The organism is Pedobacter suwonensis (genome assembly GCF_044762335.1).
GTDB lineage: Bacteria > Bacteroidota > Bacteroidia > Sphingobacteriales > Sphingobacteriaceae > Pedobacter.
This window is the reverse complement of sequence record NZ_JBIWEB010000008.1, coordinates 56709-77975: the sequence shown is the minus strand read 5'-3', so window position 1 is coordinate 77975 and position 21267 is coordinate 56709. Positions and strand designations below refer to the sequence as shown.

The window sequence follows — 21267 nt, the reverse complement described above, 5'->3', positions numbered from 1 at the left end:
TTAATTTGGGACAACCAAAATATCCCAAACTAGAATGAAATTACAGAAATATACATTACAGCATCTCCTGTGCATTACGGGGATGCTGTTTTGTTTAGCATGCAGCGAAGAGAAGCCAAAAGAAATCAGAACTGAAACCGTAAAAGTGCAAAATCCTTTTCGTTTTTATAAGGATATTGAAGTAAAACCCGGATTAAATTTTGAAATTGTCAGCTGGGGCAAGGGTGTCGATTCTATTGGCGGTTACCAGATTTTAATGTCTGATTCGATCCATAATCATTACCGGTCGGCAGCTGTTGATCGCAAAGGTATTATTACCGACGCCTGGAATATGGATTTGGATAACGATGGAAATCCGGAATTATATATACAGCTGTTGAGCAAAAAAACAGTTTCCGATCTCAATGTATTTGAATATGCGGGCGGCGATTTTAATAAAATCAGTTTTCCTTCGTTAAACGCCGGTCAAAAGAAAGGCTATAGAGGAGATGATAAATTTTTTATCAAAAATGGTGACCTTTTTCGTTCGTTTCCTGTAAAGGACAGCGCAGATAGTACTAAAACCATCACTAACACTTACCAGTACAGGTTAAGCGGTAATAGTTTTTCAACGAGCGAGGTGAAGTAGGGTAGAAGGTGGAAGGTATAAAGGTGGATGCTGCATAGCGTGATGTGTATGGCATGGCGACAAATTCTAACCAGTTAATCGTCATTTCGACTGAAGCTTACCGATTTTTCATCGGTAGCGAAATGGAGAAATCTTTTAAATTTGATTTCAATAAGTTGTTACAAAGATCTCTTCTCGCCTGTACGTGCAGGCACTTTGCTTTGCTGCGGTCGAGATGAAGGCTTTTCGCGCTCGATGTTATCCTGAGAGATAATTTATTGTATAAAAATCAATAGGATTGACAGATGATTTAGTAAATTTAAAGGCTAGGAGTCATTGTCCTTGTGAGAAGGCTTTTTCAGCCTACAGCTTACACCAACCTTTCGGGGAAGCAATCTTAAAACGATCGCTACTAGCGTACGCATTAAAATTGCCTCGTGCATCGCAATGATGATTTTTCTTATTAAAGGCTATTATTGGTAAATTATTTCTGCATCAATTTATACTGAGAGATCCTGAAATAAATTCAGGATGACGAATTTCAAAAATAATGAACAACCAAAAATTTTCCATTATTGATCGTGTTAAAAGCTTTAAATATGCTTTTCAGGGCTTAAAACTCTTTATTGTTAATGATCATAATGGTAGGATTCATCTTTTTGCAGCAGTTATTGCTATTGGCCTTTCTTTTTACCTTAAACTTTCTGCTTTAGAATGGATCTCCATTTTGGGGGTTATCTCGGCCGTTATTGTTGCCGAAATTTTAAATGCTGCCATTGAAAAGCTTGCTGATGTGGTTTCGCCGGGTTTTCATCCTAAAATTAAAATCGTAAAAGACCTGGCCGCTGCTGCGGTTTTGGTTGCTGCATGTTTAGCTTTAGCCGTTGGGGGCATTATATTTATCCCGAAATTATTATTTCTGCAGCGCTAATGTAGCCGTTCTGGATTCCTCCATTTTATCCTCAATAATCCGGTCCCAGCGGGCCTGCATTTTGTGGTTGCTGCCATGTTCGGTTTCCTCATCGTAATTATGTTGCATGGTGTCGAAATAACTGCTGATCTGGTTGGCCAGTTCGGCTATCTGGGCTTTATAGTTGCTAACGGAATAATTCCGGTTTTTTAGCACCCTTTCAGCTTCAGAGAGCAAAATGTATTGAATATTTACATGTCCCTGTTCGTGGTGCAACAAGCTCGCCCTTACTTCAGGATCTTTAATCTTATCCCACTTTACCCAGGAACGGTTTTTATCAATCCGCACTTCATTTTTAAGCTTAATCACTACACGGTTTCGGTATATAGTACTGTTGTAACTATATTCCCAGGTCATGGCCGTTAAGGCAATAAATGGCGAACTTTCATCAGCTTTGCCTTTAAAATAAGTTTCCCAGTTCAGTTGTACGGGCTGGGTAAAATCCTGTTTAAAAGCAAAAGAGAAAGGCAGTAACAGCAATAATAATATCGGAATGATCAGTTTTTTCAATGCCATAATTTTTTCAACGGTATCACAGCCTGATTTTTCATTGCCATTCAGGCCAATCAAATCATCAGGATTTGTGTGTCAAATTTTACTACGAAAAAACCGTGCCTAAAATTATTCGGGAGTAGAAATCTGGCCGCTAATACGCTCGAATTTTTCGATTAGCAAGGCAATCCGCTCTTTTTCTCTTTTTATTACAGCTTTGCGTAAAATGGTTGAGCAGAAAATAATCCACAATGCTGTTAAACCAACGGCAACCACTTTCTGTATGGTGCTAAAGTATGCCAGTATTTCTACAAAATAAAATATTAAACCCAAAGAAAGGGCTATGGCATAAAACCAGTAAAGTGAGTTGTATAGTTTGTAACGATTTAACTGATAGGTTTTTAAGGTGTGCAGAAATTCATTCGGATGGGCGGTGAAATCATTTTTGGCAATTAAACGGTAATCCCGGTAAAGGATTAAGGTATACACACCAATGGCAATAATGGTAATGCTGATCCCTACGTGCGTGGTCCACGATTCGAAATGGAAAAATATCCATAGGGCAGCAATGGCGATGAAAGACAGCAGCATACCCCCAATGTTTAAGGCCGATTTCAGCTTTAATCCATTTACTTCTTTCTTCGCTTGTTGTAACATTTCATCAGCAGAAACCTTAACTTCTACCTCGTGTTTTTGCCACAACTCCTGTATTTGATCAAACGCTTGCATACTGGCTATATAATTCTGTTAATTTTTGTTTAATACGATGAATTTTTACCCTTAAGTTGCCTTCACTAATACCTGAAATGTCGGCAATTTCGTGATATGGCAGTTCATCCAGTACCATGGTAATAATTAAACGGTCATTCTCCTCAAGTTTAGAAATACATTTATAAAGCAAGGCTACCTGTTCGTTTTTCTCCGAAAATTCTTCCACTTTATTTTCGATAATGTTATCCGTTAACTCATCTTTTGCCTGTCTCTTTTCCGATCTCAGGTAAGTTAAACAGGTATTTACCGCGATACGATAAATCCACGTTGAAATCAAAGATTTATTGCGGAATTTATCCAGGTTTTGCCAGACCTTTAAAAAAGTTTCCTGTAGAAGATCATTTGCGGCATCGGTATCGCCGGTATAACCATAACATAAATGGAATATTTTTTTGGAATTCGAATCGAAGATCTGCTTGAATAACTTGTCTTTTTGTTCCATTTAGGGGCTGTCGTTGCGTTTTAGATGTTGATACACATTTTTTGTTACACAGGAATTCCAAAATAATATATTTTTGAAGCCTCCTGATATCAAAATTGGTTACAAGCCGTAAATATCGTAGTTTTACCGAATTAAGTTGCCACAAACTTTTTTATTCATGAAGAAAAACAGACTCACGCTTTTTATTTTTATAGCGCTGATTGCAGGAATTGCATTGGGGTATTTTTTAAACGTAAATGCTATTAATGTTTACAACCAGAACATAATGAATGCTGATGCCAGGGTTAAAAGCATAGAAGTTAATATTGCAAAATCAACTGATACCACGAGCGCGGTTTATACCCAGCTTAAAGCAGATAAAAAGGCTGCCGCTAAAATCAAAAAAGAAAACGAGACCATCAGGGAGAAAAAACTGGAGTTTTTTACCCTGTTAAGTGACATTTTTCTACGCCTGATTAAAATGATTGTTGCCCCGCTAGTATTTACTACCCTGGTTGTTGGAGTAGCAAAAGTAGGCGATATCAAAGCTGTTGGCCGTATCGGAGGTAAAACATTGGGTTGGTTTTTAACCATGTCGTTAATGTCGCTCGTGTTAGGGATGATCCTGGTTAATTTGTTTGAACCTGGTAAGTACATGAAATTATCATTACCCGATCATCTGGTTGATACCGGGATCCAGAAGGCAGCCATGAGTGTTAAGGATTTTATAGCGCATGTATTTCCGAAAAGTATTGCCGAATCAATGGCTACCAACGAGATTTTACAGATTGTAGTATTCTCTTTGTTTTTTGGGGTGGCTACAGCAGCTATTGGTGATATGGGACAGATTGTAATCAAAGCTTTTGATGCCATTGCTCACGTGATCCTGAAGATGACAGGCTATGTAATGAACTTTGCCCCACTTGCCGTATTTGGCGCCATGACGGCTATTATTGCCAAACAGGGTTTAAGTGTGCTGAATACTTACGCCATTTTTATTGGCGAATTTTACTTTGGTTTAATCATTTTATGGGGAGTATTGATCTTTCTGGGTTTCCTGATATTGAAAAAACGGATTTTCCGTTTGGTAAACGATATGAAAGAACCTGCCCTTTTAGCTTTTAGCACGGCTAGCAGCGAAGCAGCCTATCCCAAAACAATGATGCTTTTGGAGCGTTTCGGCTGCAAGGATAAAATTGTAAGTTTCGTGCTGCCTTTGGGTTATTCATTCAATTTAGATGGATCGATGATGTATATGACCTTTGCTTCGTTATTTATAGCCCAGGCTTATGGCATTCATTTAAGTTTTGAACAACAAATTTCGATGCTATTGATTTTGATGTTAACCAGTAAAGGGATTGCAGGCGTACCAAGAGCATCTCTGGTTGTAATCGCTGGTACCATTGCCAGTTTTAATATTCCTGAAGCAGGTTTGGCATTGTTAATCGGTATTGATCCGCTACTGGATATGGGCCGTTCGGCAACCAATGTAGTGGGGAACAGTATTGCAACGGCTGTAGTAAGTAAATGGGAAGGGGAGTTGAAGGAGTAGGTAGTCCGGAGTCCAGAGTCCAGAGTCTTTAGTCCTGAGTCTTTTTAAACTTTCAATTATTTAATAATGCGCTAATTCAATCATTCAAAATTCAATCATTCAAAATTCAATAAAAAGTGTCAAGTAGAGGAAAAAAAATATTCTTAGCCATTACGATTATCGTTCCGATGATCATTTATTGTTACATCTATTATAAACCGATTATCCAGAATGCACCTTTCCGGAAAAAGGATTTTGTATCAATGGAATACAAATGGGGCATTAAAGATACCTTAGAAAATCACTATAACTCGGCCACTGGCGAGTATCAGTATGTAACCGGGGCCGATTCGGTAATTAGGAAAAAAATCTTTTTAAAAAACGACGATATTCTTTACATGCACAGTAAAGCTAATGAAATCGGACTTTGGAATTTTCCGGATACCATAGGTAGGAAAAGTGAGAAATCCATGGCAGTGCCACGTTACGATATTTTGTTTAAATACAAGGAAAAAACAAAACATGTAGTGATTTACGGCGATTTTGATGGTAATCCCAAATTGTTGGATGCTGCCGTACAAATGCGAAAAGTTATAGATCAAACATTGTTACAGGCCGAAAAAAGAAGCGCTAAGTAATCTTTACTCGGGAGTCCTAAGTCCTGAGTCCTGAGTCGGGAGTCCTGAGTCGAAAGCCGAAGAAGAAAAAACATTCATTTGTTATCATAAATAAAGACCTTGATCTAAGCAGATTAAGGTCTTTATTATTTAAGATGTTTTCGTATATTTACGATATATTCGTAAGTATGGAAAAATTAACATTGCAGGAAGAAGAAGCGATGCTGGCTGTTTGGCAGGTTGGAAAAGGTTTTATTAAAGATTTTATGGATGTGCTGCCCGAACCTAAACCACCATATACCACTTTGGCATCGACTATCAAAAATCTTGAACGTAAAGGATATCTGGTAAGTGAAAGGTTTGCAAATGCGAACCGTTACAGTGCAAAGGTTAAAGAAATAGAGTATAAAAAGCGTTTTATGAGCGGTTTTGTTAATAATTATTTTCAAAGTTCGTACAAAGAACTGGTTGCTTTTTTTGCTAAGGACAAAAAGATCAGCGCCGAAGAACTTAAAGAGATTATAAATTTAATTGAGCACCCTGAAAAGTAGAGGCTATGCCACATTTCTTTCTCATTTTGTTTAAAATTAACCTCGTGCTGATTTTGTTTTCGGCTACTTATTACCTGGTGTTGCGGAGGTTAACATTCTATTCTCTAAACAGGACATTTCTTTTGTTTGGAATTATTTTTTCTTCTGCTTATCCTTTTATTAACCTGACTGATTTTTTGGCCGGACATCAATCTGTGCCCGCCTTTGTTCCCGGGCTGAACCAACAGGTAAGCCAGCTGGTAAAACAGGATGCCGTTCCTCTATTGTGGCAGGTGCTTACGATATGCTTTTATGTTGGTCTGGTGCTTATGGCATTGCGCTTACTGGTGCAGTTTATTTCGCTGTACCGCATGCATCAAAATTCTTCGCCCGATAAGCTAAATCAGTATCAGGTAAGGATTTTAGCGGATGAGGTAAGTCCTTTTAGTTTCTGGCAAACCATTTATATCAATCCGGGACTTCATAAGCAGGAAGATCTTCCTAATATATTGGCCCATGAGAAAGTCCATGTGGAGCAATGGCATACAGTTGATATTATTCTGGCTGAAATTTGTGTGGTTTTTTACTGGTTCAATCCCGGCGTTTGGATGATGAAAAAAGCCGTGCGCGAAAACCTTGAGTTTATTACCGATGCCCGCATTCTAAAAAAAGGAATAGATAAAAAAGCTTATCAGTATAGTTTGCTGGATGTAGGTAACTTACAGGCTTCAGTTGCCATTGTGAATAATTTCAGCTTGTCTGATCTAAAAAAGAGGATCATGATGATGAATGCCAAACGGTCATCAAAATTAAATTTAACACGCTATATGCTTGCTTTACCGGTTTTGCTGTGCATTTCACTTGCCTTTACCATTGATAAAAAAGCGGTAGAGAAAAGTTTATCCCCTTTAACCAAAGCGGTAGTTAATGTGATGCCGCATCAGCAGCCTGAAGCTGTTGTGGAAGCAGGAATAAAATCAAAAATTAATAAAAAAAGAGAGGTTATGTCGCGGGTGGTAGATAAAACAGATACCGCTGACAGATTTACCTTTGTTCTGAAACGGAATAGTAATGGTTTGGATTCCGCACAGCAAGATGTAGTGGCCGCGATTCAAAAAAAGGTTGACAATTTTAAATTCCATTTTAAAACAGACGGTAGCTCAAACAAACGAATTTTGGTCAAACAGTTCAACTTTACAGATTCAGTTCCAGCTAACGAAAGAATTGAACAGATTATGCTCGCTGAACAGGCAAAAGGTGGCTTTGGAAATGTTGCAGGTACCAAAGGAAAAAAAGTTACAGCCATTTTTATCATGAAATCTACTGTCAATACCAAAGAGAACAGCGAAGCATTAAAAGATAAACCTGGTGCAAAAGAATCTTCGGTCACCAGTATGGGTTATTACCTGAACGGAAATAAAGTGAGTAAAGAAGCGATTGATCAATTAAATCCCGATATGATTATGGATCTGAAAATGGATCAGAAAGGGCAGTTTATCCAGATCAATACGAAGCATTAATCGAGTTTTTTTCGCGGATCAAACGGATTGTAAGGATAAAGACAGTTCGTAAACAACGATCTGTGTTAATCATATTAACCAGCGGGAGACCGTGCGCTGCAGCAAAAAAGCATTCGTAACAGGTTTTTTTACCGCAGATCAAAGGGAGTTTGCAGATCAGGAGAGTTCTTATAGCAACAGTCTGTGTTAATCATCTCAAATCAGCGGGAGATCATGCGCTGCAGTACTTCCCGCTAATTAATTCTTAAAAATTAAACGTCGCCTTGAGCATGGCTACCCGCCCGGGGATAATATAAGTTCCGGTAGTTAAGGCGTTGGCCGAAAGGTAAATGGCGTCAAACCTTTTAATATTGGTGAGGTTAGTGATCCCAAATTCAATATCAGTCTTCATTTTTAACCATTTGTAACGCAGGTTCGCATCCGCAAAAATGTATTTCAAATCAGGTTGTGATGATTGCCTGGTGAAAAGGTGTTCAGCAGAGAGGTTTACGTACAGATTTTTAATTGTGGTAATCGCTAAAGCAGACTGTTGCCTCAATTGTTTAATATTCGTTTTTATCCCGTTAGCTACTATGGCTTTATTATCGATTATGGCAAAATTGGCTGCGTAAGACCAGTTAATGAAGTCGCTCAGCTTGGCTTCAATCCCAACTTTGTAAGCTATGGTTTGCGTGTTAAACGGTAAAAGTGCATTGTTCTGTAGCTGACTATATCTGCTTTTAGAATAACTGACACCGGCATTTACGGTACTTTTTAGGGTAAACAGGTATTTGCTGGCATTTGCTGCAAGGTAGAAGTTACGGATATGGTTATTTAATGGCAGTACAATTTTCTGCTGAATGTTGTTGCTCAGGTTGAAGGCCGAAATGGTGTTCAACTCAGTGTCGCTATAATTGGCCGTTAAATTCGCGAACAACATTTGCATGGCCTTTCTAAAGTTGAAACCGGCGCCTATGTTATGTGTTTGGGATTCGGTAATTGGTGCATCGTTTGAAAATAATGAACGGTAGTTCTTTAAAATCGTACCACGGTATACGTCGCTAATATTTCCCAGGTCGTTTCTGAAGCTATAGTTTGCCGTTACATAATTTTCGGTACTGGTTTCGTATTTTAGGTTAAACGAAGGGTTTATGAATAGTTTATTCAGGTTATTATGCAATTGGTTAGCGGTATCACTGTAGTCAATGTAGTTGTAGCTTAATGGTAAGCTTAAACCAGCCTTTAATTTATCATTGGTATACTCGTAAGTGGCTTCAGTGTAAAGTTTGGTTTTAAACCAGCCAAGTTCGTTTACCGTATTTCCTGTAACGGGTGCCGTTTGCTGATTGTTTTGCGTGCGGTATAGCACTGAATTAAGCTGCTGTTGCTGCACATTAAAGCCTGCTTTGTAGGTTTGTACGAAATTGTTTTTTACAAAAGCGAATGACACATAGTTATTGGTGTACCAGGTTGGTAGTTTGATCTGTTGTGTTAAATCAAGATAACTGTTTCCATTATTTAAAATATCAGGGTTTAGCCCGGGTGTAATATTTAGGATTTCGGGTTGAGTAGTATGGTTTAAATAGGAGTAGAGATTGATTACATCCTCTGATTTTAACTTTTTCCGGTAATTAAATTCGTTCGATAAGTCGAAAGTTTTCTGTTTAAGAATCTGGTTGGCTGCTACGTTATTAATTATCAAATCCGATGTGGTTTTGAAAGGGGTATATTCCAATACCAGATTGTTATTCAGATAGTATCGTTCCGCATTGCCATTCAGGTTAAACTGCGCCCTGAGTTTTTGTGGATTAATGGCATTGTTTTGTGTTTCGGCATAACGTATGGTTTGACCGGGAAGGTAAGTCTCCGAAAATTTATTGTATTCCTGACGTCTTTGGTCGTATAGATAGGAGATATTGGCCCTTAACTGGAGGTCTGGATTGAACTTGTATAAATTGTTAAGGTTAATCAGGCCAGCTTTGTTAAACAGATATCTGCTTTGTGGCAGGGATGGTACCCCGGCAGCGCCTGTGGATAGCAGTCCGTTTGGTTTATCGTTATCCAGTTTTTTTGCATAATCAGAAAAATTATGTGCAATAAGGTCGTTACCCGGATCAATGCCGATATTGTTTCCTTTTATGTTGTTGATAAATTTTAGCTTTTTATTAAACAACATGGCGTTTAGGTTTTCATCAAATCGATTGGGGATGCCGGCACCAACAGTGGCATCTCCCATCATTTTAAGCTTAGCTTCATCTTTGATCACCAGGTTTAAGGCAACATCATCACTCATATTATTTTTGCGCATCATTTTAATAGGTTGATCGTTCTGAATAACCTGGACCTTATCAACTGCTCCATGCGGAATGCTTTTGGTGCCTATATTGTACTTATCATCTAATAGATTATCCCCATCCACATATAGGTTAGATATCGATTTTCCATTGTAGGTGATCTTGCCATCCTCAGCCACCTCAACGCCTGGCATTTTTTTTAATACATCGCCAATACTCCTGTCTTGCTTATCGGCAAAGTCAGCCGTGCGGTAATTTAAAGTATCGCCCCTGGATGTCAATGATGGTCTGTTTTTAACAGTTACCGTTTCCAGCGTGGTTTCGCTGGGTTGTAAAATCACCTCGTAATTTTTAGCAACATCGGTTACGGTAGTCACCATCTTTTTAAAACCAATGCTCGAAGCTTCAAGTTGGTAACCTGCAATGGCTTCGTTTTTGAGTTCAATGGTAAAGGCGCCATTTTTATTCGTTCTGGTAAAATTGATGATGTTACCGCCGGCATCTTTTAAGGTAACGTTAACGGATTCAATACCTTTGCCAATGGCGTCTTTTACCAATCCTTTAAGCGGCCTTTGTGCAGCAACAGAAAGCGCCGCCAGCAAGAGCCAGCAGCTTAAAATGAACTTTCTCATTTTTTATCTTCAATTTCTATCGGATTATTGATTTCAGCTTTATTTGCAGTTTTGCTTGCAGGGCGTGGCGCCTGATTGGTTTTGAATGAACCTTGCATTCCATTTGCAGCCATTTGGGCCTGCATAAAACCTTGCGGATCTTTATCGCGTGCTGTTTTAAGTTTATCGAGTTCTTTTCTTGTGGTTTTTATTGCATTTGTTGGTAATTTAATTTCAGACCCAAGATAACTGGTGCTAATATCCATACCCATAATCTTTACCGAACTCACCCCGCCACTTGGGGCTGCAATTTTAACCTCTCCATCTGGATTGTCTGTAGCATTTGTTTCCTTTACATTTTCAAGTCCGGCAAATTCAAATTTCACTTCTTTTTTATCATCGTAAGCTTCTATAATTAAACCAGGTAAACCATTTAATTTCCATGGACCGCTTTGAAGCGGAATATCGGTTGCAAACCAGGCTATCCAGTTGCGGCCTTTAAAATGTGTAGTTGCTTTCTGACAGGCAATTCCCGAAAAGCTCATCGTATCTTTTAATATCTTCCAGCTAATGGTTGGAGCAGGTTCTTCAATTAGGTAATTGTTAAATACGCGCTCTTTGGTAATCATTTTATGTTCATTTGCAAAAAAGAAATAGTCTTCCTGGGTAAGTGGTGCCTTCGTTTCACTTTTTACTTCAATTTTCACGTTTCCATTACCTGCCTGGTTTTTCATTTGCTCCATGATCTGCATTTGCATGTTCTTTGCCTGGTTCATTTTATCGTAACTGGTAAATACAGATGCATTTTTACCGGTTACAAGCAGCATATTTTCTACTTTGGGTTTATCTTTCTGTGTCGTATCGGTTATGTGTGTAAAAGTGTAGCGCACCCTGGCCAAAGCTTTGTCTGGTTCCTGAGCCTTTGCTGATAGTAAAATGACTGTAGCCAGGCAAGAAGTAAAAATTCGTTTCATGATATGGTTATTTAGTTATCTATTTAATTTTCGTAAATCTACGAATTTTTCGTAATTAGAAAAATGTTTTAACATTTTTTAACGGGGAGGGAGGGGGTAAAATGGAAGACGGATGATGGAAAATGGAAGATGTAAAAATGGAAGATGGAAAATTGGGAAGGAGAGGGTACGTATTTTTTCGCCGGGAAGAATAGACACCTACATTTTGATATGTCATTTGAGTGGAGTTGGAACCGACAGAAATAATATTTGGAAATGAGCGTTCGGTGTTTCTTGGCGGCTTGCGGCCCCGCTTTCGCTTATAGTCCTCACTGCGCTCCGGGCTATTCCGCTCGATCGGGTTTAGAAACAAAGCTTGTTTGCCCTGGAACTTTACAAACGAGGGTATTCCCATTATTGATGATAAGCATCGCTGAAAAAGCGAAGGCCTCTCATTACTATGGTGTGTGTAGACAAAGCGTGTGCAGGATGCGAGAAAGGAACTAAAATGCGTATATTGGCGCTTTAAAAAAAAATAACCGTGTGGGTAAACGAATCAGGAATTTGTGGTTGAAATGAGGGGAATGTTTTGACGAAAAATATTTTCGATATCTGTTTGTGTGTTAATTGAATTTATTCTATATTTGCACCTCGTTAAATAAAAATTAAAAAACTAATATTTAAACAATGTACGCAATAGTAAATATAGCAGGGCAGCAATTTAAAGTTGCTAAAGACCAGCACCTTTTTGTACACAGATTACAAGGAGATGAAGGCGCTAGTATTGAATTTGATAATGTATTGTTGGTTGATAACGGTGGTGCAATTACTGTAGGTGCTCCTGCAGTTAAAGGTGCTAAAGTTTCAGCTAAGATCGTATCTCATTTAAAAGGTGATAAAGTAATCGTTTTCCACAAAAAACGTAGAAAAGGTTACAAAAAGAAAAATGGTCACCGCCAGTTTTTCACTAAGATTCAGATCTCTGACATCACGTTATAATTAATTGTTAACCCAATAATCCGCTTTTAGCGGGTTACAAAATATAAAATCATGGCACACAAAAAAGGAGCCGGTAGTTCGAAAAACGGACGTGAATCGCACAGTAAGCGTTTAGGTATTAAAGTTTTCGGTGGTCAGTTAGCTGTTGCAGGAAACATTTTGGTACGTCAACGCGGCACAAAACACCATCCTGATAAAGGCGTGGGTATTGGTAAAGACCATACTTTATTTGCTTTAGTTGATGGTACTGTTGTTTTCAAAAAGAAACAAGATAACAAATCATATGTTTCTATTCTTCCTATAACTGATGCGGAGATCGAAGCAGCAATTGCTAAGCCAGCTGCTAAAAAAGCAACTGCAGAAAATGAAGTTGTAGCTGAAGCCGCACCAGCAAAAAAAGCACCTGCGAAAAAAGCAGCTAAAAAAGACGAAGCTACTGAAGAAGCTGCAGCTGCAGAATAATTAGTACGAAATGAAAATAGAAAGGGTTCTGATGCAATCAGGACCCTTTTTTGTTGTAGCTAAAACTACAGTTGTGAACTGGCTTTCTCAGTCAGCACAGCAACTGAAAGCTGATTGATTAACCTTATCCTAAAATCACAAGATTAAGATTGTTTTGTCGTTCCTTGTTGAAATAACGGGATTTTCTTTTGCTGATTTATCCTTCGTTTAACTGACGTCAAACCTCGGACTGCCGCCGCCGCTGAATTGTTAAACCCTGTTAAATAACAAAAATTAACATTTCAGACTTTTAGATTTGGGTATTGATTTAAAACCAAACCCATGACTCTGAAGCAGATATCCTTATTAATTCCATTACTTATTTCAAGCACTTTCCTGTATGCGCAAGATATAGAAGAAAATATGCGCATGGTAAAGCCTTTTAAGGCAGACGGTGTATCGAACGAATGGAATGAACCACTTAACCAGTATAACGATGCTACACGGCTGGCTTTTGCGCTCGCTAATGATGACCAGAATCTTTACATTATTATCGAATCTCTGGATCCGCAAACTACGTTCAGTGTATTGAGCGGATGCATTACCTTAAACATTAGTACAGCAGGCAAAAAGAAGGATGGAATTCAGTTAACCTTTCCGCTGATGGAAAGACCACATGAGGTTAACGATGTAAATATGTCCCCAAATAATATAGCGCAACCTAAAGGAGATATGGGAGTGCCGCAGGATCCTTTAACAATGAATAAAAGCATCCGTGTTTCTGGGTTCAAAAACATTGTCGATGGTGATTTATCTGCAGAGAACCAGAGTGGGATTAAAACTGGTATGAGTATACGCCCCAATAAAGACCTGATTTACGAACTCTGTATTCCGCTGGCACAACTGTGCGTAAATGTCGAGGCAAAAAAGCCATTGGTTTATCACATTAAAATTAACCAGCCCGATAGAACTGCTATGCATCAATCAGGCAGGCAGGAAAATGGGGGCAGAGCAGACGGTTTTTCGGGTGGAAAAGGCATGGGTGGAATGGGCAGTGGACGCGGTGGTATGGGTGGAGGAAGATCAGGAGGGCGGATGAGCCGTAGCCGTGGCCAAGGGCTGCAGGAAGACGCTGGAATTACGGCTAAACAGTCTGATTTTTGGATTAAGTATAAATTGGTTAAAGCTTAGGCACAAAGCCATCTTAATGCGAACCCTGGTGATGGCTGCCGTTTAAGATGGCTTCATATTTGGATCTTTAATCGGTATCGGCTTCGATGCGATCCGGGGCAACGAAGCCGGGAGTTTGAACGGGAAAAATCTTTCCCGACTTCACGACAGTAGCGTGCTTCAGTCTGTATGACGCTTTCTCAAATCGATTAAGCTCGCTTTTCTAATACTCCCTGGCCATTAACTGGTGAGTAAGTGTCAACAGGCCGGCTTTTCTTTCATCGCTCACATTGATCTGTGCAAATAAGGCCAAGGCTTTATCCCGGTAATGGTTCATGTGTTCTTTGGCTATTTGCTGTATATCCAGGGTATCGTAAACTGCCCTAACGGTTTCTACCTTTTCTTGTGCATTAAATGCTTTAGCATTGGTCCACGTATTCAATGTAGCTTTGTGGTCGCCTTCAGCAAGTTCAAGAGCTTTTAGCAATAAGAAAGTTTTTTTATTGGCAATAATATCGCCACCAACCTGTTTGCCAAACTTTTCAGGATCGGCATAAACATCTAAAATATCATCCTGCAGTTGAAAGGCAATACCTATGTTTTCACCAAATTGTTCAATGAGGTCGGCATCTTTTGCCGGTGCACCGGCAATTATTGCTCCTAATTTAAGTGCTCCTCCCAGAAGTACGGCTGTTTTAAGTCTGATCATGTTGATATACTCCGCAATACTTACATCATCACGTCCTTCAAATTCCATATCCAGCTGTTGTCCCTCGCAAACGCCTTGTGCAGTACTATTAAAAGTATCAAGTGAATCTTTCAAAAAAACTGGATTTACTTTCGCCAGGTTTTTATTGGCTTCTACCATCATCACGTCACCGCTTAAGATAGCCACATTAGTGCTCCACTTTTCGTGTACGGTTGCCTGGCCTCTGCGTAATGGTGCATTATCCATGATATCATCATGTACCAGGGTGAAATTATGGAAAATTTCGATGGCCATGGCAGCATGGACAGATTCATTGGCATCTGTACCAAACAATTCAGTAGCCATAAGTACCAACAGGGGCCTTACGCGTTTGCCGCCGAGGTTAATAATGTAACTGATTGGATCGTAAAGTTGTTTCGGGTAACCTGGTAAATTTAAATTTTGTATTGCGGTATCTAAAATCTGCTGTAATTGTTCTGTAGTATGCATGTTCTGTTTCAACATTGTGTTTCGGGCACAAATGTCTTAATTTTTTAATCAGGAATTAGGGTGAAATCGATCTGACGTTTAGAAAGGTCAACTTTTTTTACACGGATCATTACTTCATCACCCAGTTGATATTTTTTCTTTTTTCTTTGGCCAACAATACAATAGTTTTTTTCGTCTAGCACATAGAAATCATCAGATATATCGCGTAAACGGATCATACCTTCGCATTTATTCTCTTCAATTTCTACATACATGCCCCATTCGGTAACGCCAGAAATAACACCTTTGTATTCGGTACCGATATTGTTTTCTAAAAATTCGGCTTGTTTATACTTAATTGATGCTCTTTCAGCTTCAGCCGCCCGTTTTTCCATTGCCGAAGAATGTACAGAAGCAACTTCATAAAATTCCATATCGGCCGATTTGCCCCCATCTAAATAGGTTTGCAGTAAACGGTGGGCCATTACATCAGGATAACGGCGGATTGGCGAGGTAAAATGTGTATAATAATCAAAAGCCAAACCATAATGACTTGTTTTTTTTGTGGTATAAATGGCTTTGGCCATAGAACGGATGGCCAGTGAGGTTAAAATATTCTGCTCTTTTTTGCCTTCAACATCGGCCATTAAATGGTTGAGTGATTTGGCAATTTCCTTATCAGATTTGGTGTTGATTCTGTAACCAAAACGGGAAGCAAAGTTGGCAAAAGTTTCAAGGGTTTCCATATTTGGCGAATCGTGTACCCGGTAAACAAAAGTTAATTTTTGCTTACCCTTACTTTTTTTGGCAATAAATTCAGCTACTTTGCGGTTGGCCAAAAGCATGTAATCTTCGATCAATTTGTGGGCATCTTTGCGTTCTTTAACGTAAACGCCTATAGGTTTACCCGCTTCATCGAGTTTAAATTTAACTTCGGTGCTTTCAAAGCTGATGGCACCATTTTTAAACTTGCGGTCGCGCAGGATGTAAGCCAGCTCGTTCAGTTTTTGTATTTCGGTTGCGTAATCGCCGGTTTTATTTTCAATTACTTCCTGTGCTTCCTCGTAGGTAAATCTGCGATCGGAGTGGATTACGGTGCGGCCATACCATTCGTTTTGGATGTTTGCCTGCTCATCGAGTTCAAAAACTGCAGCAAAGCACAATTTATCTTCGTGCGGACGAAGCGAGCATACGCCGTTACTTAAACGCTCAGGCAGCATTGGGATTACACGATCGACCAGGTAAACCGAAGTCGCGCGGCTGTAAGCTTCTTTATCAAGTTCAGTTCCCTGGAGAACATAATGTGAAACATCGGCAATGTGGATCCCGATTTCATGGTTTCCATTTGCTAATTTCTGGTAAGAAATGGCATCGTCAAAATCCTTTGCGTCAGCCGGGTCGATAGTGAAAGTTAACACCTTTCTAAAATCTTTGCGTTTAGCAATCTCAGCAGCAGAAATTTCTTCCGGAATGGCATTGGCTTCTTTTTCTACCTGTGCAGGAAACTCGAGCGGAAACCCATATTGAGCCAGGATGGCGTTCATTTCGGTGTTGTTTTCACCTTGGTTGCCCAGCACATGTTTTACAATACCTACCGGATTTTTAGCGCTTTCTGGCCAGTCGGATAATGTTACCAATACTCGTTGGCCGCTTTTTGCGCCATGCGTATCAGCCAGTGGCACAAAAATATCATGCATCATTTTTTTATCATCGGCAATGACGAATGCAAAGTGATCTGATATTTTAATCACGCCTGTAAAGTCTGATTTTGCTCTTTTAATGATTTCGACAACCTCGCCATCATTTTTCCGGCCACGCTTTTTGGCAAAAACATAAGCTTTTACGGTATCGCCATGCAGCGCATTTTTAAGCTTGCGGGGAGCGACAAAAATATCTTTTTCAAACTCGTCTTCAGGAACGATATAAGCTGAACCATCAGCCGTCATATCTACGGTGCCAATAATAAAGTTCTGAAGTTCTTTAAGTTTAAATTTACCTTTTTGTGGTTCCAGGAAAATGCCGTCATTTTTTCCTTCTTTTAATATCTCTAAAATCGTTTCTCTTGATTCCTGATCATTTAGGTTCAATTTGGCCGAAACCTGTTTATAATTGAGCAACTGATTATTGTTTTTTTCAAAAATATCACTAACCAATTGATTCAGAACCAATTTTATATTTGCCGATTTTTTCTTTGCCATACGCTAAACTGAATTTATCGAAGATACAGAAAAGATAGGGAAGTGGCAGGATTTGACGTGTAAAATGTAGGTAAGGGGGGTGAGATGTGAGGTGTGAGATGTGAGATTGGAGATCTGAGATGTGAGATGAAGATTCCAACTATGATTTTGTTAATTTAAGTTCAACATAGGTAACGTTTTTACGCTCAGCTGTATAACTGATATGTACGTTTCCGTTTTGATCCTGAATAATGGCTGGGTAGCTATATTCGCCTTTCAAATGGTTTTCGAGGGTGTACATATCTTTCCAGTTTTTACCATCGTTTGATATGGCCAGCTTTAATACTGAGCGGCCTTCCCACCAGTTTTTACCTGCGGTTAATGGATTATAAACCAGCAATTGATGGCCGTCTTTCAAAGTTACCGCATCGCTGCCCGAATTGGGATTAGGCAGTTGGGTAGGTTTTAATTTTGACCAGGTTTCTCCATGATCTGCAGACCAGCTTTCTACAATCACATTTTGGCGACTCCTGCAAAGTAATTGTAGTTTTCCATTGGGGTATGTAAGAATGGAGGGCTGGATAACGCCAAAGGTATCGCAGTTGATCTGAATCTTTTGCCAGTTTTTGCCATTTGCATCCGATTTTTCGATATGGATATGCCATTTTTTTTCATCCTGACTTTCGGTGCTTGATGGATAGAGGATGGTTCCGTTTGCCAGTTGGATGGGTTTGTTTTTGATAGGTCCCAGGAAATTTTCAGGTAATTTTTTAGCTTCAGACCAGCTTTTACCATTGTTGGCAGACGTTTTATATTCGGCCCGCCAGGTACGGGGATTTAAGCCTACTTTGTAATGTAAAAATAAGATGCCGTTTTTTGCTTTAAAAAGAACCGGATTCCAGCAGGCTAAACGGCTGGTGTCATTTTGTATCCCATTGGCAATTTCAATAGGCTGGCTCCATTCGGTGCCGTCTTTTACTGCCGACCAAATAACCACGTCTTCGCTTCCTTCATGTTTGCCTCCAAACCATGCAGCCATAATTTTTCCGTTTCCCAGATCAACCAGTGTTGAAGCATGGCAGGCTTCGAAAGGCACCTGCTTAAAAATAGGGCCTGATTGTATTATTTCTATTTTTTGCGCGTAGGTTGCTATGTAGAGCAGCAGTATAACATTAACAGAAAAAATTCTTTGCATAATTTATGGTTGGCCGGGAATAGCGGCGATAAGTTTCCGGGTATATTCGGCCTTAGGGGCATTAAACAGTTCTTCAGGGAAGCCTTCTTCTTCAATTTTACCTTTATTCATCACTAAAATCCGGTCAGAAATATGCTTGATTACCGCCAGGTCATGCGAAATGAAAATGTAAGTGAGGCCAAACTCTTCCTGTAAGGACCTGATGAGGTTGAGTACCTGCGCCTGAACAGATACATCAAGCGCTGATACAGATTCATCGCAAATGATAAATTTAGGCTGTAATGCCAAAGCCCGGGCAATAACCACGCGTTGCCGCTGGCCTCCGCTAAACTCGTGTGGGTAGCGGTTAAAATGCCCGGCCTTTAAACCAACTTTCTCTAAAAGTTCTATTACTTTTTGTTTGCGTTCGGTATCATTTTGATAAAGCCGGTGTACCTGCAAGGGTTCCATTATGGATTGTCCGACGCTTAATTTAGGGTTTAACGAAGAGTAGGGATCCTGAAAAATAATTTGGATATCCTTTCTGAGTTTTCGCAATTCATTTTTGCCCAGGTGTGTTATGTCTTCTCCGTTAAATATAACGGAACCCGAAGTTGGCTGGATTAACCTGAGGATAGTGCGCCCCAGCGTAGTTTTCCCGCAACCCGATTCGCCTACAAGGCCCAAGGTTTCTCCGGGAAAGACATCAAAATAAATTCCGTCTACCGCTTTAACATAATCGCTAACTTTACCGAATAATCCATTGCTGACAGGATACCAGGTGCAGAGATCTTTAATTTGCAGCAATGGTTTTCGTCGGTACAAGGTTTGCCTTCTTGTTGCAATTTCTGTTTCTGTTAACTGGTTTGAAGCCAGCAGGTACGCAGGTATATCTCTGGTTTCGCTATTTAAAAAATCAGCTACGACCGGTAATTTTTTTAATTGTAAATTCGGCGAGGGCCTGCAGGCCAATAAACCTTTGGTATAAGGGTGTTGCGGATTTTCGAACACCGATTTTGCTGGTCCCTGTTCTACAATTTCGCCTTTATACATCACGGCCACTTGGTCGGCAATTTCATTTACTACACCTAGATCGTGCGAAATAAAGATCATGGCCATGTTGCGCTCCGTTTTGAGCTTAAGAAGCAATTGTAAAATCGTTTTCTGAACGGTTACATCCAAGGCAGTAGTTGGCTCGTCGGCAATGAGTAGTTTCGGGTTGCAGCTCAAGGCCATAGCAATCATCACCCGCTGCTTCTGTCCGCCTGAGATCTGGTGCGGATAACTGTGAAATATTTTTTCCGGCCGCGGAAGCTGCACTTCGTTAAACAGGGCAATGGTCTGTTTTTTTGCTTCGGCCTTATCTACCTTTTGGTGCAGGATAATGGCTTCGGCCACCTGATCGCCGCAAGTAAAAACAGGATTAAGGGAGGTCATGGGTTCCTGAAAAATCATCGAAATCTGATTCCCCCTGATTTGCCTGATCTCGTTAGCATTTAAGTTAAGCAGGCTGATGTCTTCAAATTCGATATCACCCGTGATTTTTGCCAGTCCTTCATCATGTAAACGCATAATGGAAAATGACGTAACCGATTTGCCGGAGCCCGATTCGCCTACTATACCCAAAACAGTACCTTTTTTAACATTAAAACTTACAGTTTTAACGGCATTGAACCAGCTTTTATCTTCCTGGTTGTAGAAATTGATATTTAAATTTTTAACGTTTAGCATTAAATCTTACTGATTACAATTTCTTTTGAACCTGACTTTAAACTATTGTGTTCATCTAAATGATAATGGCAACTGGCGGGAGTTTCGGCATGTGCCAGAAAAAGCAGCTGTTTTGCCAAAGAAATTAAGCCAGCATGGCTTCCTGAGATCATAATCTGATCATTCAGAACTTCGCTTTTAATTATAAATCCATCTTCCCAGATCGAAACAGCACCCTTTTCTTGAGCGTATTCGGGAATGTTTATTTTTAATTCTGCCATCAGGTTACAATGGTAATATTTTCTTCCGGAATTATATCCATCCCTTTAAATTTTAACAGTACTTGTGCGGTAGTAATTACATCTTTCTGGCAATAGGTCACAATCCGGGGCAGGTTTTTTTCTTCATAATATACCTGTTTTACCTGACTGCCGTTAATGTCATCTTTTGGCGTTGGGATATCGAGAATGGCAGCAAGCAGGTTAAGCGAGGTGAAATGTTTGTAGTCGCCAAATTTCCAGAGTTCCATGGTGTCAACATGATTAACTTCCCATGGTTTTCTACCCGATAATTCCAGCTGTGCAGGAATTTCTATCTGGTTGATTAAAAGCCTGCGGCACAGGTACGGAAAATCAAACTCCTTTCCGTTATGGGCGCAGAACATCAGGTTAGGTGTCTGCTTATAAAGCAGCGCTGCAAATTCAGAAAGTATTAGATGTTCATCATGTCCCGAAAAGGATTTGATGCGCAGTTTGTGCTTGTTTTCCTCAAGGTAGAAAATGCCCAGACTGACGCAGATAATTTTACCAAATTCAGCCATAATACCTGCACGGTCGTAAAAGTCTTCAGCACTTTGCTCGCCATTGCGTTGATAATGCGTTTTTTGTTCCCAAAGTTCTTGAAGATGGGGTGGTACCTCCTGAAAAGAAGCATATTGCGGAACGGTTTCAATATCAAGCACCATTACCTGGCTCAGATCTAGCGTTTTTAACATATAAACAGTTTTCAGTTAACAATTTACAGTTTTCTGTTTATAATTAAAGCAGGTGGAAAATATTTTATCAGATTTCAATAGGTTTAATAGCAAAATCAAACAATTTTTGACAGATATTATGATGCTACG

Annotated in this window: 20 protein-coding genes; 9 read left to right on the top strand and 11 right to left on the bottom strand. The window is 39.6% G+C overall.

The genetic code is table 11. The features are described from left to right. Nucleotides 1-34: 34 nt before the first annotated feature. Together ACIQXP_RS14270 and ACIQXP_RS14265 are read left to right on the top strand one after the other, a co-directional pair. Nucleotides 35-628, top strand: coding sequence for a hypothetical protein (locus tag ACIQXP_RS14270; protein ID WP_387505778.1), 594 nt, complete (start codon nt 35-37; stop codon nt 626-628). Between the two features lie 529 nt (nt 629-1157). Then, complete coding sequence (locus tag ACIQXP_RS14265) at nt 1158-1538, top strand: diacylglycerol kinase family protein (RefSeq protein WP_387505777.1); 381 nt, start codon at nt 1158-1160, stop codon at nt 1536-1538. Here the strand turns inward: ACIQXP_RS14265 and ACIQXP_RS14260 are convergent. From ACIQXP_RS14260 to ACIQXP_RS14250, 3 genes are all read right to left on the bottom strand, one after another. Then, the gene (locus tag ACIQXP_RS14260) at nt 1521-2093 is read right to left on the bottom strand and encodes a DUF922 domain-containing protein (RefSeq protein ID WP_391527781.1); all 573 of its coding nucleotides are present in this window, start codon (nt 2091-2093) and stop codon (nt 1521-1523) included. The two genes, ACIQXP_RS14265 and ACIQXP_RS14260, sit on opposite strands and share 18 nt — an antisense overlap. A gap of 105 nt (nt 2094-2198) precedes the next feature. Further along, a complete protein-coding gene (locus ACIQXP_RS14255) occupies nt 2199-2798 on the bottom strand; it encodes a hypothetical protein (protein WP_293742342.1) in 600 nt (199 codons plus the stop codon). After that, on the bottom strand, nt 2785-3282 hold the full coding sequence (locus ACIQXP_RS14250; RefSeq protein WP_039476083.1) for an RNA polymerase sigma factor: 498 nt from the start codon (nt 3280-3282) through the stop codon (nt 2785-2787). Before ACIQXP_RS14250 ends, ACIQXP_RS14255 begins: the two co-directional genes overlap by 14 nt. 157 nt (nt 3283-3439) lie before the next feature. Between ACIQXP_RS14250 and ACIQXP_RS14245 the strand changes: the two genes are divergently transcribed. From ACIQXP_RS14245 to ACIQXP_RS14230, 4 genes are all read left to right on the top strand, one after another. Further along, nucleotides 3440-4813, top strand: a complete 1374-nt coding sequence (locus ACIQXP_RS14245; RefSeq protein ID WP_387505775.1) for a dicarboxylate/amino acid:cation symporter — start codon at nt 3440-3442, stop codon at nt 4811-4813. A gap of 116 nt (nt 4814-4929) precedes the next feature. Continuing rightward, nucleotides 4930-5430 (top strand): hypothetical protein, encoded by a 501-nt coding sequence (locus tag ACIQXP_RS14240; protein WP_293742340.1) that lies wholly within the window; start codon nt 4930-4932, stop codon nt 5428-5430. Nucleotides 5431-5597: 167 nt separating this feature from the next. Further along, the gene (locus ACIQXP_RS14235; protein WP_090987357.1) at nt 5598-5960 is read left to right on the top strand and encodes a BlaI/MecI/CopY family transcriptional regulator; all 363 of its coding nucleotides are present in this window, start codon (nt 5598-5600) and stop codon (nt 5958-5960) included. Nucleotides 5961-5965: 5 nt separating this feature from the next. After that, the gene (locus ACIQXP_RS14230; protein WP_387505774.1) at nt 5966-7459 is read left to right on the top strand and encodes a M56 family metallopeptidase; all 1494 of its coding nucleotides are present in this window, start codon (nt 5966-5968) and stop codon (nt 7457-7459) included. Nucleotides 7460-7703: 244 nt separating this feature from the next. Here ACIQXP_RS14230 and ACIQXP_RS14225 read toward each other — a convergent pair whose 3' ends face one another. Both ACIQXP_RS14225 and ACIQXP_RS14220 read right to left on the bottom strand, forming a co-directional pair. Further along, complete coding sequence (locus ACIQXP_RS14225; protein WP_387505773.1) at nt 7704-10364, bottom strand: TonB-dependent receptor; 2661 nt, start codon at nt 10362-10364, stop codon at nt 7704-7706. After that, nucleotides 10361-11317: a GLPGLI family protein gene (locus tag ACIQXP_RS14220; protein WP_293742337.1), complete on the bottom strand. Its 957-nt coding sequence runs from the start codon at nt 11315-11317 to the stop codon at nt 10361-10363. Before ACIQXP_RS14220 ends, ACIQXP_RS14225 begins: the two co-directional genes overlap by 4 nt. A 666-nt stretch (nt 11318-11983) precedes the next feature. Between ACIQXP_RS14220 and rplU the strand changes: the two genes are divergently transcribed. The 3 genes from rplU (at nt 11984) to ACIQXP_RS14205 (ending at nt 13927) form a co-directional block, all read left to right on the top strand. Beyond that, nucleotides 11984-12295 carry a 50S ribosomal protein L21 gene (gene rplU / locus ACIQXP_RS14215; RefSeq protein WP_039476071.1) on the top strand — a complete coding sequence of 104 codons (312 nt, stop codon included), beginning with the start codon at nt 11984-11986 and terminating at the stop codon, nt 12293-12295. A gap of 51 nt (nt 12296-12346) precedes the next feature. Next, complete coding sequence (rpmA, locus tag ACIQXP_RS14210; RefSeq protein ID WP_293742336.1) at nt 12347-12757, top strand: 50S ribosomal protein L27; 411 nt, start codon at nt 12347-12349, stop codon at nt 12755-12757. 321 nt (nt 12758-13078) lie between these two features. Next, a complete protein-coding gene (locus ACIQXP_RS14205) occupies nt 13079-13927 on the top strand; it encodes a hypothetical protein (RefSeq protein WP_387505772.1) in 849 nt (282 codons plus the stop codon). A 202-nt stretch (nt 13928-14129) separates the two neighbouring features. On the opposite strand, the gene ACIQXP_RS14200 is transcribed toward ACIQXP_RS14205, so the two are convergent. The 6 genes from ACIQXP_RS14200 to ACIQXP_RS14175 form a co-directional block, all read right to left on the bottom strand. Beyond that, on the bottom strand, nt 14130-15119 hold the full coding sequence (locus tag ACIQXP_RS14200; protein WP_387505771.1) for a polyprenyl synthetase family protein: 990 nt from the start codon (nt 15117-15119) through the stop codon (nt 14130-14132). 29 nt (nt 15120-15148) lie between these two features. Next, a complete protein-coding gene (gene rnr, locus ACIQXP_RS14195; RefSeq protein WP_387505770.1) occupies nt 15149-17281 on the bottom strand; it encodes a ribonuclease R in 2133 nt (710 codons plus the stop codon). 139 nt (nt 17282-17420) lie between these two features. Continuing rightward, nucleotides 17421-18455 carry a sialidase family protein gene (locus tag ACIQXP_RS14190; RefSeq protein ID WP_293742332.1) on the bottom strand — a complete coding sequence of 345 codons (1035 nt, stop codon included), beginning with the start codon at nt 18453-18455 and terminating at the stop codon, nt 17421-17423. Nucleotides 18456-18458: 3 nt separating this feature from the next. After that, nucleotides 18459-20165, bottom strand: coding sequence for an ABC transporter ATP-binding protein (locus ACIQXP_RS14185; RefSeq protein WP_387505769.1), 1707 nt, complete (start codon nt 20163-20165; stop codon nt 18459-18461). Further along, the gene (locus tag ACIQXP_RS14180; RefSeq protein ID WP_387505768.1) at nt 20165-20425 is read right to left on the bottom strand and encodes an Imm32 family immunity protein; all 261 of its coding nucleotides are present in this window, start codon (nt 20423-20425) and stop codon (nt 20165-20167) included. The genes ACIQXP_RS14185 and ACIQXP_RS14180 overlap by 1 nt, the downstream gene beginning before the upstream one ends. Further along, on the bottom strand, nt 20425-21138 hold the full coding sequence (locus ACIQXP_RS14175) for a 3'-5' exonuclease (RefSeq protein ID WP_387505767.1): 714 nt from the start codon (nt 21136-21138) through the stop codon (nt 20425-20427). Before ACIQXP_RS14175 ends, ACIQXP_RS14180 begins: the two co-directional genes overlap by 1 nt. Between the last annotated feature and the right edge of the window lie 129 nt (nt 21139-21267).

Excerpts from the sequence above, each read along its gene's own strand:
- ACIQXP_RS14180 (WP_387505768.1), bottom strand. The coding sequence starts at position 20,425 with ATGGCAGAATTAAAAATAAACATTCCCGAATACGCTCAAGAAAAGGGT.
- ACIQXP_RS14260 (WP_391527781.1), bottom strand. The coding sequence starts at position 2,093 with ATGGCATTGAAAAAACTGATCATTCCGATATTATTATTGCTGTTACTG.
- ACIQXP_RS14220 (WP_293742337.1), bottom strand. The coding sequence starts at position 11,317 with ATGAAACGAATTTTTACTTCTTGCCTGGCTACAGTCATTTTACTATCA.
- ACIQXP_RS14270 (WP_387505778.1), top strand. The coding sequence starts at position 35 with ATGAAATTACAGAAATATACATTACAGCATCTCCTGTGCATTACGGGG.
- ACIQXP_RS14205 (WP_387505772.1), top strand. The coding sequence starts at position 13,079 with ATGACTCTGAAGCAGATATCCTTATTAATTCCATTACTTATTTCAAGC.
- ACIQXP_RS14235 (WP_090987357.1), top strand. The coding sequence starts at position 5,598 with ATGGAAAAATTAACATTGCAGGAAGAAGAAGCGATGCTGGCTGTTTGG.
- ACIQXP_RS14250 (WP_039476083.1), bottom strand. The coding sequence starts at position 3,282 with ATGGAACAAAAAGACAAGTTATTCAAGCAGATCTTCGATTCGAATTCC.
- ACIQXP_RS14185 (WP_387505769.1), bottom strand. The coding sequence starts at position 20,165 with ATGCTAAACGTTAAAAATTTAAATATCAATTTCTACAACCAGGAAGAT.
- ACIQXP_RS14255 (WP_293742342.1), bottom strand. The coding sequence starts at position 2,798 with ATGCAAGCGTTTGATCAAATACAGGAGTTGTGGCAAAAACACGAGGTA.
- rplU (WP_039476071.1), top strand. The coding sequence starts at position 11,984 with ATGTACGCAATAGTAAATATAGCAGGGCAGCAATTTAAAGTTGCTAAA.
- ACIQXP_RS14175 (WP_387505767.1), bottom strand. The coding sequence starts at position 21,138 with ATGTTAAAAACGCTAGATCTGAGCCAGGTAATGGTGCTTGATATTGAA.
- ACIQXP_RS14245 (WP_387505775.1), top strand. The coding sequence starts at position 3,440 with ATGAAGAAAAACAGACTCACGCTTTTTATTTTTATAGCGCTGATTGCA.
- rnr (WP_387505770.1), bottom strand. The coding sequence starts at position 17,281 with ATGGCAAAGAAAAAATCGGCAAATATAAAATTGGTTCTGAATCAATTG.
- rpmA (WP_293742336.1), top strand. The coding sequence starts at position 12,347 with ATGGCACACAAAAAAGGAGCCGGTAGTTCGAAAAACGGACGTGAATCG.
- ACIQXP_RS14230 (WP_387505774.1), top strand. The coding sequence starts at position 5,966 with ATGCCACATTTCTTTCTCATTTTGTTTAAAATTAACCTCGTGCTGATT.
- ACIQXP_RS14200 (WP_387505771.1), bottom strand. The coding sequence starts at position 15,119 with ATGTTGAAACAGAACATGCATACTACAGAACAATTACAGCAGATTTTA.
- ACIQXP_RS14225 (WP_387505773.1), bottom strand. The coding sequence starts at position 10,364 with ATGAGAAAGTTCATTTTAAGCTGCTGGCTCTTGCTGGCGGCGCTTTCT.
- ACIQXP_RS14190 (WP_293742332.1), bottom strand. The coding sequence starts at position 18,455 with ATGCAAAGAATTTTTTCTGTTAATGTTATACTGCTGCTCTACATAGCA.
- ACIQXP_RS14265 (WP_387505777.1), top strand. The coding sequence starts at position 1,158 with ATGAACAACCAAAAATTTTCCATTATTGATCGTGTTAAAAGCTTTAAA.